The organism is Dermacoccus sp. PE3 (assembly GCF_001021715.1).
Classification (GTDB): domain Bacteria; phylum Actinomycetota; class Actinomycetes; order Actinomycetales; family Dermatophilaceae; genus Dermacoccus; species Dermacoccus abyssi.
Genome location: NZ_LDCM01000001.1, coordinates 75125 through 87750 on the forward strand (window position 1 = coordinate 75125; position 12626 = coordinate 87750).

7 protein-coding genes are annotated in these 12626 nt (G+C 71.0%); 1 reads left to right on the plus strand and 6 read right to left on the minus strand.

What is annotated here, in order from left to right; all coding sequences use genetic code 11:
• Window positions 1–70: 70 nt before the first annotated feature.
• Both AA983_RS00365 and nudC read right to left on the minus strand, forming a co-directional pair.
• Window positions 71–2191 carry an ATP-dependent DNA helicase UvrD2 gene (locus AA983_RS00365; RefSeq protein ID WP_047310294.1) on the minus strand — a complete coding sequence of 707 codons (2121 nt, stop codon included), beginning with the start codon at window positions 2189–2191 and terminating at the stop codon, window positions 71–73.
• Window positions 2192–2211: 20 nt separating this feature from the next.
• Complete coding sequence (gene nudC / locus AA983_RS00370; protein ID WP_082128711.1) at window positions 2212–3153, minus strand: NAD(+) diphosphatase; 942 nt, start codon at window positions 3151–3153, stop codon at window positions 2212–2214.
• 41 nt (window positions 3154–3194) lie between these two features.
• On the opposite strand from nudC, the gene AA983_RS00375 reads away from it, so the two are divergent.
• On the plus strand, window positions 3195–4349 hold the full coding sequence (locus AA983_RS00375; RefSeq protein WP_052946708.1) for a phosphotransferase: 1155 nt from the start codon (window positions 3195–3197) through the stop codon (window positions 4347–4349).
• 16 nt (window positions 4350–4365) lie between these two features.
• Here the strand turns inward: AA983_RS00375 and AA983_RS00380 are convergent, their stop codons facing one another.
• The 4 genes from AA983_RS00380 to AA983_RS00395 are packed head-to-tail and all read right to left on the minus strand — an operon-like array spanning window position 4366 to window position 12592.
• Window positions 4366–7836: an ATP-dependent DNA helicase gene (locus tag AA983_RS00380; RefSeq protein ID WP_231579487.1), complete on the minus strand. Its 3471-nt coding sequence runs from the start codon at window positions 7834–7836 to the stop codon at window positions 4366–4368.
• Window positions 7833–11030, minus strand: a complete 3198-nt coding sequence (locus AA983_RS00385) for an ATP-dependent DNA helicase (RefSeq protein WP_231579488.1) — start codon at window positions 11028–11030, stop codon at window positions 7833–7835. Before AA983_RS00385 ends, AA983_RS00380 begins: the two co-directional genes overlap by 4 nt.
• Window positions 11031–11075: 45 nt before the next feature.
• Entirely contained in the window at window positions 11076–11423 is a 348-nt protein-coding gene (locus tag AA983_RS00390) for an MGMT family protein (protein ID WP_231579489.1), read from the minus strand.
• Window positions 11420–12592 (minus strand): ThiF family adenylyltransferase, encoded by a 1173-nt coding sequence (locus tag AA983_RS00395; RefSeq protein WP_047310295.1) that lies wholly within the window; start codon window positions 12590–12592, stop codon window positions 11420–11422. The genes AA983_RS00390 and AA983_RS00395 overlap by 4 nt, the downstream gene beginning before the upstream one ends.
• Window positions 12593–12626: the final 34 nt, after the last annotated feature.

Genomic DNA, 12626 nt, shown 5'->3' on the forward strand with positions numbered 1-12626 from the left:
CAGTAGTCGGGGCGACGAGAAGCGGGCAACCGAATTAACGGGGAGATTTCTCGCGGCCCCGAAATCCGCGTCAGGCCGGGTCGAACTCCCCGAACGCGCTCGGCGATTCGACCTCTGCCTCCGGGTCGGCGCCGGCGAGGACTGCGAGCACGGACGCGCCGTATTTCGTCACCTTCGAGGTGCCCACACCGGAGATGGCACGCAGCCCCGCCGGCGTCGTCGGACGCGTCTCGGCGATGGCGACGAGCGTCGCATCGGTGAAGATGACGAAGGCCGGCACCTTGTCGCGCTGCGCGGCGCCACGTCGCCACGTCTTGAGCGCCTCGAACTGCCCCTCGTCGTAGGTGGCCGGGCATTCGGAGCAGCGCCCGATCTTGCGCTCGGCGGCCGTGTCGAGATCGCGGCCACAGGTGCGGCACTTCGCCGCCTTGAGCGGCTTGCTCGTCCGGGTGCTGCGAGCGCCCGGACGGCGCGCAGCGGCCGCTCCTTCCAGTACCGAACCGGTGCCGTCGAGGAAACGGGACGGCGAACGGGTGGCCCGTCCGCCCTCGTGACGGGCCAGGGCGAAGCTCAGGGAGAGGTTCTTGCGTGCTCGCGTGATGCCGACGTACATGAGGCGTCGTTCCTCCTCGATCGCCTCGGGCGTCGTGGCCATCATGATCGGCAGCAGCCCGTCGCTCGCACCGGCGAAGAAGACCGAATCCCACTCCAGCCCCTTGGCCGAGTGCAGGGAGGCGAGCGTGATGCCCTCGACCTTCGGCGCGTGTTGTTCCGCGGCCCGACGGTCGAGTTCGGCGACGAACTGACGCACCTGGGCCCCGGGCACGGTGCGCGCGACGTCCTTGCTCAGTTCCACGAGCGACTGCAGCGATTCCCACCGCTCGCGGGTGGCCCCGGCAGCCGGCGGATGTGGCGACCACCCGGCGCCCATGAGGACGTCGGCGACGGTGTCGGGCAGGGGCTTGGAGCCGTCGTCGCTACGCGCTGCACCGCGCAGCAGGAGGATGCCCCGACGGACCTCCTCACGGTTGAAGTACCGCTCGCCCCCGCGGATCTGGTACGGCACGCCGGCATCCGCGAGTGCCGTCTCGAAGGCCTCGGACTGTGCGTTGGTGCGGAAGAGGATGGCGATGGTGCTCGGCTTCTCCCCTGCCTTGAGGAGGGCGCGGATGTCCTCCACGACGCCGCGCGCCTCGGCCGCATCGTCGGGGTAGGTGACGAGGCGCGGCGTCGTGCCGGACCCGCGCTGGGCCTGGAGCGTCACGCTGCCGAACGCGCGGTCGGCCTTCTTCATCACCTCGTTGGCGAGCGTGACGATCTGCGGCGTCGAGCGATAGTTGCGCACGAGTTCGACGCGCTTCGCGCCCTCGAACTTCGACGCGAACGTGCGCAGATGACTGGGCGATGCGCCGGTGAACGAGTAGATCGTCTGGGCCGGGTCGCCCACGACGCACAGGTCCTTGCGCTCGCCGAGCCACAGCGACAGCAGATGCTGCTGGACGGCGTTGACGTCCTGGTACTCGTCGACGATGAAGTGGCGATACTGATCGCGCACGGTGCGGGCGATGTCCTCGCGCTCGGCGAGGATGCCGGTCATGAGCAGCAGCACGTCCTCGAAGTCGATGACGTTGCGCGCGGACTTCACGTCCTCGTACGCGTCGAGGAGCCGCGCCATGGCCGTCAGGTCGAGGTCGGCCGGCTGACGGCCGGCTCGTCGAGCCGCGACGGGGTAGGTCTCCGGAGTGAGCATCGAGACCTTGGCCCACTCGATCTCGGAGGCCACGTCACGCAGTGCAGTGCGGTCCATCTGCAGGCGCAGGCGCCCGGCCGCCTCGCCGACGATGCTGCCCTTCGTCTTGATCACCTCGGGGGCTCCTCCACCGATGGCCTGGGGCCAGAAGTACTGCAGTTGCTTGAGTGCCGCCGAGTGAAAGGTGCGGGCCACGACCTGCGGGACGCCGAGATCGCGCAGTCGCGTGCGCATCTCACCGGCCGCGCGGGCCGTGAACGTGACCGCCAGGGTGCGCTGGCCGACGAGCGCACCGGAGTGGACACCGTAGGCGATGCGGTGTGTGATGGCGCGGGTCTTGCCGGTGCCCGCACCCGCGAGCACGACCATGGGGCCGAGCGGGTTCGCGGCCACCTCGCGCTGCCCCGGGTCGAGCCCTTCGAGCACCGCGTCGGCATCCATCGTCCCTGGGGAGACGGAGCTCACGCGCTGCCCCCTTCGACGCCGTCGGGCAGCTCGGCGCCGTACCAGTGCTCGATGAGGGAGCGGGCGATCGAGATGCGCCCCGGCAACCGCAGCGTGCCCTCGGCGAGGCCGCGATCGACGTCGGCGCGCGAATACCAGCCGATCTCCTCGATCTCGCCGTCCTCCGGGGTCAGCGCTGTCGTGCGAGCCGTGGCGACGAAACCGACCATGAGCGAGGCCGGGAACGGCCACGGCTGGTTACCGAGATAGCGCACGTCGTCGACGACGACGCCGGACTCCTCGAAGGTCTCCCGTGCGACGGCGGCCTCGAACGATTCGCCGGGCTCGACGAAGCCCGCGAGCACCGAGCGGTGCGGGCCCTTCCAGCGCGGCCCCCGGGCGAGCAGGATGCGCTCGTCGTCCCGGCCCTCACCGGGGTGGACGACGGCCATGATGACGGCGGGATCGGTGCGCGGGAAGTGCGACGACCCGTCGTTCGGGCAGTAGCGCACCCATCCCGCCTGACGCGGCAGCGTGGCGCCACCGCAACGCGGGCAGTGCCCGTGCGTGGCGTGCCAGTGCGAGAGCGCAACGGCCGTCGTGAGGGCCGCCAGGTCGTCGTGGTCGAGGTCGAGGGCCACATGACGGAGCGTGAGCAGATCCTCGCGGGAGTCGTCGGCCGGGCGCAGAAGCGCGAGGCGAGCAGACTCACCCGCGCGCCCCAGGTAGAGCACGACACCCTCGTTCTCGTACCAGTCGAGGTCGGCTGCGGAGGGCGCCCGCCACCCGAGCGCACGCCCGTCCAGCGCCGTGCGGTCACCGAAGACCTCGAGCACCTTCGTCGAGGCGTCCTGCAGCAGACCCCGGACGAAACCGTGCCCGGCGCGGGCCGCTGCGTCACGGTCGATCTCCGACGACGCAAGCAGGAGATTCGGCAAAGAAGGCGTGGCGTCGGGCATGCCTCCCAGCGTAGGCGGCGGGTCCGACATACGGTGAAGGGGTGTTGCGCTCCCCCGTCCTTCTCGCTGCCCTCGCCGACGCTGCCGTGCCCGGCATCCGCCCCGTCAAGGTCGAAGGTCTCGCCGTGCCTGCCGGCGCGGTCTACCAGAGCGCCCACGTCACCGGCCAGGACGGCCGTGTCTGGGTGGTGCGCTCGGCCCTGACGGGTGCCGCGGGTGCCGAACTCGCTGCCTCGGACGCGCTCGTCCAGCTCCTCGACCGCCGCCTTGCGTTCGACCTTCCGCGGGTCGAGGGCTCGGCCCGCCCCAAGGAAGGGCCCGCGGTCGCCGTCTACGCCCAGCCGCGCGGTAACGCCCTGGAGTGGAACGACCTGCAGGGACGCACCGCGGCGGCGCGCGCCGTGGGTGTCGCCCTCGCGAAGCTTCACGACGTCGATCCGCGTGTTGTCGAGGAAGCCGGGCTTCCGAGCTACGACGCCGAGACCTACCGCCAGCGTCTGCTGGCCGATCTCGATCGCGCGGCTGACACCAAGCGCGTACCGTCTGCGCTGCTTTCCCGCTGGGAAGAGGCTCTCGAGGCGCCCGAGCTCTGGCGTTTCTCCACGTGCGTGACGCACGGCCCGTTGCGCGGTGAGGACGTTCTCGTCGACGAGGGTGAGGTCAGCGCGATCACCGGGTGGGAGCACGCCGGCGTGGCGGACCCGGCCCGAGACTTCTCCCTCCTGTGGACACACGCCCCGCAACAGGCGTTCGACACCGCCTTCGAGGCGTACGCCGCCGAGCGCTCCGACCGCCCCGACAGCTACCTCGAACGACGCATCCGCCTCATGGGCGAGATGGAGCTCGCCTACGCACTGCTCGCGAGCCGCACGATGGGCGAAGAGGAACTGGTCGAGTACCACGCGGAAGCTCTCGAAGAGCTCGCTTTCGACGTGGAGGACGACACGAGCCTCGTTCCGCCGCCGCGCCGTGCAGGCGTCGAGCCGATCGACCTCGAAGCTCCCCTCGACCCCGCCGACATCGAGTCGGTCGGCGAGGGCGACCTCGCCCCGGATGACGATCTCACCGTGGAGATTCCGGTGCGGGTGGCCCGCGCCGAGGGCGACGCCCCGGCCGAGGACGGAGCCACCTCCACGGGTGCCACCCGCGTGGACGCCGACACCCCGAAGACCCGCCTGCCACAACGCGAAAGCTGAGCTCGCTCGGCTTCCGTCACCCCTCGGTGGCGGTGACGAGCAACTCCTCGATCTCACGCTGGGTCTGCATCGGCGGGCGGTACGTCTCTCCGCTCGCGGCGTAGAAGAACGCCCCGTCGACCATGGCCGGGTCGAGCCCCTTGAGGCGCGCGTACGCGAGGGCGTACGTGGCGAGCTGAAGGCTGCGATGGCGCAACGTCGCGGCGTCCGGGCGGGCGCCTGTCTTCCAGTCGACGACGGTGACGCCACCGTCGGCGCGCGCGAAGACGGCGTCGATGCGACCGCGAATGGCGTAGCCCGCCACGACCGTTTCGACGGAGACCTCGAGATCGAGCGGGGTGCGCGCGGCCCACTCGCTCGCGAGGAAGTTCTCCTTCAGGCGCGGCAGGGCGTCATCGGTGGCCGGTTCCTCGTCGAAGAATCCGGGCAGCTCGTCGACATCGACGAGCGCAGCCGAGCCGTAGTGCTGCTCGACCCAGGCGTGGAACGCCGTACCGCGGCGCGCGGCGACCGCCGGCTCGCTCGGCATGGGCCGACGCAGGCGCCGCGCGAACGTGGCCGGATCGCTCGCGAGCGCGACGACGGCCGAGGCCGACAGGTGGGAGGGAAGCACGACCGAACGATCCTCACGCCGACGCTCACGAGCGCGCTCTGCGAGAAGGAGTTCGACCTCGAGGTCGCAGTCCTCCGGGGTGCCTTCGAGCGGCAGGCTGGCCTGACCCGGTGCTTCGAGGTCCTCGCCCTCGGCGAGACGTTCGCGCGCCTGCTCGACGAGGCGGGCACCAGGCGTCATGGCTGCGCGGTGATCGGCCATCGCGTCGACGGGCCAGATGACCTCGTGCGCGTTCTCCTCGAGGGGGTTCGTCGGAGGTTCTCCGTCGACGAGCGTGGGCGGCATCGGCGACCACTGCAGCACCTCGGCGAGGTCGGCGGCGATCACCTCCTCGAGGAAGCTCGACGCCAACCGCGGCGACTTGCTCCCGCTCGTCCACGGCGCAGTGGTGAGGAGCATCTCCGAGCGAGCGCGGGTGAACGCGACGTACGCCAGGCGCCGTTCCTCGACACGCTCGTGAGCCTGGCCCGCCTCCCGGTAGATGCCGTAACGGTCGTTGAGGTCGTCCGAGTCAGCGGCGGCTCGCCAGTCGAACGCGGGAAGGCCGCCTCGGTCGCCGCGCAGGTCGTACGGGATGCTCGCGAGGCCCGAGAGCCAACCCTTGACCTTGTGCTGCGAGAAGGCCCACTCGTCGCCGGCCGCCTGCGTTCGCCCGTCGAGCCCGGGGAAGGACCCCTCGACGAGGCCGGGCACGGCGACGACATCCCACTCGAGGCCCTTGGCCGCGTGCACGGTGAGCACCTGAACGGCCCGGGGGTTCACCTCGATGGCCGGCATTTCCAGGCCACGTTCCTCCTCACGTGCAGCATCGAGCCAGTCAAGGAACCCTCCGAGCGTGGGACGCTCCGCCTGCGCCGAGAAGGTACCGGCGACGTCGGCGAACGCGTCGAGGTGAGCGCGCGCCGTCGACGGATCGTGCCCCGGCCGCGCGAGCACCTCGATGTCGAGTCCGAGCACTCGCTCGGCCTCTCCCACGAAGTCGGCCAGCGGCAAACCGGTGAGCAGACGAAGTCGGTTCAAGGAGGTATGAAAGCCCGCCAGCCGAGCCAACGCCTCCGGCGAGAAGCGCTCGTCGTCCCGCCCACGCCACGATTCGTCTGGCAGTTCACCGATGGCTTCGACGAGGCTGATGTCGTCGCGGGTGCCTTCGGCGAGATCTGCCTCCCGGCGCGCCACCGGCGCGATCAGACCCGGTGACGCCTCGCCCTCCGAACGGCCCGGGGACTGGCTCTCCCCTGCGCTGCCGGCGGATTCGGCGGCACGCGCGAGCGCTGCAGCGGCCTCCTCGCGCTGACGCTCGTGCAGTTCACGGGCCCACGTGCCGAGGGCGTCGAGGTCGGCCGGGCCCAGGCGCATGGCCGGACCGGTGAGCAGCCGCATGAGGTGATCACCTCGACCCGGATCGTCGACGACCCAGAGCATCGAGACGAGATCGACGACCTCGGGGGTCTGCAACAAGCCGCCCAGGCCGACGGCTTCGGCCGGGATGCCCTCGGCGTCGAGGGCTTCGAGAACCGGGACGAACTGAGAGCGCTTGCGGCACAGGACGGCTGCTGTTCGCTCGTGCCCGTCGGCATTGACGACGGCACGTCGTTCCGCGATCCACCGCGCGACGTAGCGCGCCTCCTCTACATCCGTCTCGAGGCGGGCCGCCTGCACGGTGCCCGGCCCGGCGTCAGGACGCGCACGCAGCGGCTCGACCGGAACACGGGAAGCCTGGGTGAGGGGCGCCGCCACGACGTTGGCCACATCGAGGACGGCCTGGTCGTTGCGCCACGACGTCGACAGCGACGCCACCGGCGTCACGTCCTCACCCGGCAGAGCGAACTCCTGACGGAACGAGGCGAGCGTCGTGGCACTCGCGCCACGCCAACCGAAGATCGACTGGTGCGGGTCACCGACGGCGATGACGCCGGGACGCTGCTCACCGCGCGCGAAGACCGAGGCGAGGAAACTGATCTGCGCGGCACTCGTGTCTTGGAACTCGTCGAGCAGCACCGCGCGGTAACGCAGACGCTCCCCCTCCCCGATCTGCTCGAAGCGCTCCGCCAATCGCGCCGCGAAGGCGATCTGGTCGGAGAAGTCGAGGGCCGAGCGTTCGGCCTTCAGCCGCGTATAACCCTCGACGAGCGGAAGCAGTTGAAGATGCCCCTTGGCCTTGATCCGCAGCGCCTTTCCAGCGTCTCCCAGGCTGCGCTTGCGGGGTGCGTACGGGATCGTTTCGAGGCCTGCGAGCAGGCCCTCGTAGTAGGCGCGCAGATCGTCGACGTCGCGCTGGTGTTCCTTGAGTTCGCCGCTCGTGGCGAGAACCCCCGCGCTGACGCTCGCTTCACCCACCGTGATGTCGGACATGTCGCCGTCCCACGAGCCCACGACCTCGTGGGCGAACTGCCAGGATGCCGACTCGGAGAGCATCCGGGAGTCGGGTTCGATGCCCAGGCGCAGCCCGTGTTCGCTCACGATGCGCCCGGCGTAGGCGTTGTAGGTGGAAACGGTGGGCGCCTCGCCGAGGCCTTCGGTGCCGTCCTCGTCGGCCTGTGGCTTCCACAGCCCGCTCGCCTCGAGCAGGCGCAGGCGCTGCCCGATGCGCTCGGCGAGCTCACCCGCTGCCTTGCGCGTGAAGGTGAGCCCGAGAATCTGCGCAGGACGCACGATGTCGTTCGCCACGAGCCACACGACGCGTGAGGCCATCGTGTCGGTCTTGCCCGAGCCCGCACCTGCCACGACGAGCAGGGGCTCGAGCGGAGCCTCGATGACGGCCTTCTGCTCGGGCGTGTGCCGGTAGCGCCCCAAGGCGTCCGCGATCTCGTCCGCGCTGACGTACCGCCGACCGTTCGACGTAGCCGTGGCGGGCTCGGTGGGGATGTCGCTCACAGCGTGCGTCCTTCCGGCTGGAGAGGGCAGGAACTCTTGACCGGGCAGATCGTGCATCCCGGGTTGATGGCGGCGCGGAACGTAGCCGCGCCCATCCCGTCGGCGGTGCGTTCCATGAGGTCGCGCGCCCAGGCGCTCGTTCCGACGGAGGCTTCGGTCGAAGCCTCGTCCCCGGCCGGATCCTGGCGGGATTCGTCGGCCACGAGGGGCGGTTGCACCTGGAGCTTGGCGGGACTTCGGCTGCTGTCGCCCGCGGCTTTGCCGAGCTGAACGAGTGCGGCGCCGCCGCTCGTCACGCCCGGACCGAAGGCTCCCGCTTCGAGCGCGGCCTGGTAGGCGGCCAGCTGCGGGTGCGCCGCCACCTCGGCATCGTTGGGCTTGGACCCGCCCGTCTTGTAGTCGATGATGCGCAGGCCGCGGCCGTCGTGGCTCTCCAGCCGGTCGACCATGCCGGAGATCTTGGCCCGGCCGATGACGGCACTGAAGGGCCGCTCGACTCCGGCGCCGGACCAACCGTCTGCCTTCGCGTCGGCGAGATAGCCCTCAAGCCGGCCGATCATGCCACTCGTTCGTTCCTTGGCGACCCTCGCCAGCCAGGTTTGGCCGAGCCCGAGACGTGGCCAGCGTTCGTCGAGCGCGGCCTGCATCGCGGTGGGATCGGTGTCGGCGAACTCCTGCGCGATCTCGTGGACGAGGGTGCCGATGGTGCTTGCTCCGATCGAAGGGCCGAAGGCACCGTTCGTCGTGAGCAGCCAGTTGAGCGAACAGCGGTGGAAGCTCTCCACCTTGGACGGGCTCACCCGCACGACGCTCTCAGGGGCGCGCACCGGTCGGTCGTCGGACTGGGCGACGAGGGCCCACCAACTGCTCGGGTCAGCGCCCGGAACACCGGCTGCGGCGAGGCGGGCGAGGCGCCGGGAGGCTTCGTCTCGTTCGATCTCGTCGGTGGAGGCGAGCATCCGGCGCGCCTCCGCCACGACACCCGCCAACGTCATGGGGCGTGCCACCGAGGTGAACTCGCGCAAGGCGTCCGCTCCGGCCGACGTGGTGAGCGGGTCGACGATGTCGAGGTAGACGCTCGGCTGTTCGTCGTCGTCACGAACCGCTGTGACGAGGAGGTTCTCGCGCGCGCGGCTGACCGCCATGGCGAACTGCCGTGTCTCGTCGTACCGCACAGCGGCCTGACGCGCGGCCAGCGAACGGCCACGGCCCGCGAGGATGTCGACGAGTTCCTCCGAGCCGAGGACCGAACCACGCAGCCGAAGGTCCGGCCAGACGCCCTCCTGAACCCCGGCGACGACGACGGTGTGCCACTCGCGTCCGGCCGCGCCGGCCGGCGTGAGCAGCGCGACGGCGTCGTCGTCCGGCGCCGCCGCGACGAGGCGGTCACCGGGAACGTCCTGGCCGCGCACGTGGTCGAGGAAGTCGCGTACCGCGGCGCCGGGCAACCGGTCGGCGTACGTGGCCGCTGCCCCGAAGAGCGCGACGACGGCGTCGAGGTCACGGTCGGCCCGGGTACCTGCGACGCCACCGCTGAGGGCGTTCGCCTCCCACGGCTCGGCGAGGCCACTGGCCTGCCACATGGCCCACAGCACGTGCTCCGCGTCGCCGGACTCACCGGATTGGGCGAACGCGGCTCGTCCAGCGTCGAGGACACGCGCCACCCGACGAGCCGGCGTGCCCTCCGGGCCGAGCGACGCGAGCAGGACGGGCTCGAACAGCGCAGCCCCGAGAAGTTCGTCGGACGTACGAGCACCGCCGAGTGCCAGTTCCTCGCGCCGCAGCGCACGCCGCAGCCGCCGCAGGACGACCGGATCCGCCCCGCCGAGCGGGGAGGTGAGCAGATCGAGCGCGAGGTCACCGGGCACCGTCTCTTCCCCCGCAGTGACGAGGTCGAGGGCGGCCAGGAAAGGACGTACCGCCGGTTCGTCCCGCAGCGCGAGTGAGGCGGGCGGGATGGCGACGGGAACCTTGGCGGCATTGAGCGCCCGACGCAGCGCCGTGGTCATGCCGGAGCCGCGCACGATGACCGCCATGTCGCGCCAGGCCACCCCGTCGACGAGGTGGGAGCGGCGCAACGTACCGGCGATGTGCGCTGCCTCCTGCGAGGCACTACGCAGCAATGCGACGTCGACCTGACCGCCCGGTCGCGTGGTGACGCTGCGGTGCGCCGCACCGTCGACCGCACCGATACGGGCGCTGACGCGTTCGCGGACGGCCGCCAGGGCACGCGGCGCGCGATGCCCCACGCCGAGCGTGAGACGCCGCGTGGCGCCGTGATCCTCGGCGACCTCGGCCATGTAGCGCGGGTCGGCTCCCCGGAAGCCCTGCACCGTGACGTCCGGGTCTCCGATGAGCACGAGTCGTTGCGTTGGCCCGACGAGCGTTCGGAGGAAGACGACGCCTGCGCGGGTGAGCTCCTGCGCATCATCGACGACGACGAGGGAGAACTGCGAGCGGTACTGGGCGAGCAGGTCGTCGTTCGAGCGGAGCGCCTCGGCGGCCGCGCCGAGGATCCACGCCGGGTCGAACGCCCCGGGGCGCGACAGCGCCGTGACGTCGTCGTACTCGTCGAGGACGCTCGCCGCGGCACACCACTCGGGTCGGCCGTGCTCGTGGCCCAGTGCCACCAGCTCGTCCGACGAAAGGCCCCACTCCACGGCACGCATGAGCAGGTCACGCAGTTCGTTGCGCAGGCCGCGGGTGGGCAGTGCCTCGCTCAGATCGGCGGGCCAGTTCGGCACACGGCCCAGCCCGGCGCGGTGTCCCGCGAGCAACTCCTTGATCACCACGTCCTGCTCCGGCCCGGCGAGCAGCCGTGGCGCCGGAAGCCCCTCAAGAGCGGCGCGGGCGCGCAGGATGCCGAAGGCGAGCGCCTGCGGCGTTCGTGCGATCGGTTCGCTCGATGTGCCTCCCACGCGCGTGGTCACCCTGGCCCGCAGCTCGCCGGCGAGCGTGCGCGTGGGCGAGAGCAGAACGCAGGCGTCCGGGGCCAGGCCGTCGCGGACCGCCTGAGCCACGAGTTCCACCGCGAGCGTCGACTTGCCCGTACCCGGCGCACCCACGACGTGCAGCACTCGGTCGTCCGCGTCGAGCACCGCCTGCTGTGTCGCATCGAACAGCATCGCGGCCGCGGGGTCGCCGCCGGGTGTGGCGCGCGGCATCGAGCGGAGCTGGAGCGGTGGCGTCGGCATGTGCGTCATCCCATCACCTGCCACCGACAACCGCGCAACGATGCGTCATTCGTCGAACCCGGGGCGCCATCGCGCGCGCCGCAGATCGGCGTGATCACCGCGGATCGGTGTTCCTTCCTCGCGATAGGCCGCGAGCGCCTCCGCCTGCAGGTGCTCCGGAAGGCGACCCGCGGCGTTCGTGACGCGCCACCACGGCCAGGCCGCATCGCCCTCGCTCATGATGCGGCCGACCTGCCGGGCGCCGGTTCCGACGACCGCGGCGATGTCGCCGTAGGTCGTCACGGCGCCTTCGGGCACGTCGTGGACGACCTCGACGACGCGCTCGCGCAGTTCCTCACGGGCCGCCTCGTGCGGACGAGGTTCTGATCGAGATGTCCCGCCTGCTGCGCTCAATCGAGCTCACGAGCCCTCGGCTCCGCCTGTTCCTTCCATGCGGCCAGGCCATCGGCGAGCGACATGATCCGCGGTCCCGTCTGCTCGCGACTCTCATCGAGCAGCACCCGCGCGGCCCGGGCCGAACGCGATCCTGCCGCGCAGACCGTGACGACCGCACGACCCTGTGCCGCCGTGAGCAGTTCCGGAGCCGTCGACGGCTCCCACGTACTCAACGGCCGCACGACCACCTCACCCCACCCCGCAGGAACGGGCCGTGCAGCCACCTCCGTGTGCTCCCGAACGTCGACGACGAGCGGGGCATCGAGCTCAGCCAGCTGCGCGGCGTCGACCTGCGGCACCTCACCCGCCTCGGTGACGTCACTTCCCCGGCCGGTCCCGTCGAGACCGTCGAACAGACGCTGGTCACCGTCACCGCAGACGACACACTCCACATCACGAGCGAGCGGCAACCGCGTCAGGGTCGTCGAGAGCGCGTCGTAGAGCCAGACCCCGTCGCGGGCCACCTCCCCGACGCCGGTGACGAGCTTGATCACCTCGACCGCTTCCATCGTGCCGACGACACCCGGCAACACGCCGAGCACACCGCCGACGGCGCAGTCCGGCACCTCGCCGTCCGCGAGCGGGCGCGGGAACACGCAGCGATAACACGGGCCGAGGCCCGGAACGACCACCCCGAACTGGCCCGAGAACTGCGAGATCGACGCCCACACCAAGGGGAGGCGCAACGCGACACACACGTCGTTGAGGACGTAACGCGTCGAGAAGTTGTCGCTCCCGTCGACGACGACGTCGTACTCGGGAAGGATCTCGAGCGCAGTCCGGGCGTCGAGGCGGACCCGGTGCTCCATGATCGTCACTCCGCTGTTGAGCTGCGACGCGAACCGCGCCGCGGAGGAAACCTTGGCCTCGCCCACCCCGGCTTCGGTGTGGATGACCTGCCGCTGCAGGTTCGAACGCTCCACCACGTCGTCGTCGACGACACCGATGACCCCGACCCCGGCCGCGCTGAGGTACGAGACGACGGGCGCCCCCAGACCTCCGGCGCCGACGACGAGGACCCGTGCGTCACGCAGCGCGCGCTGACCCGCCTCGCCCACACCGGGCAGCGTCAGGTGGCGCGCGTAACGCAGGCGCTCGCCCGGGTCGAGTGGTCGCGACGATGCCACAGATGTTCCTTCCCGGTAGCTGCCGCCCGCTCTG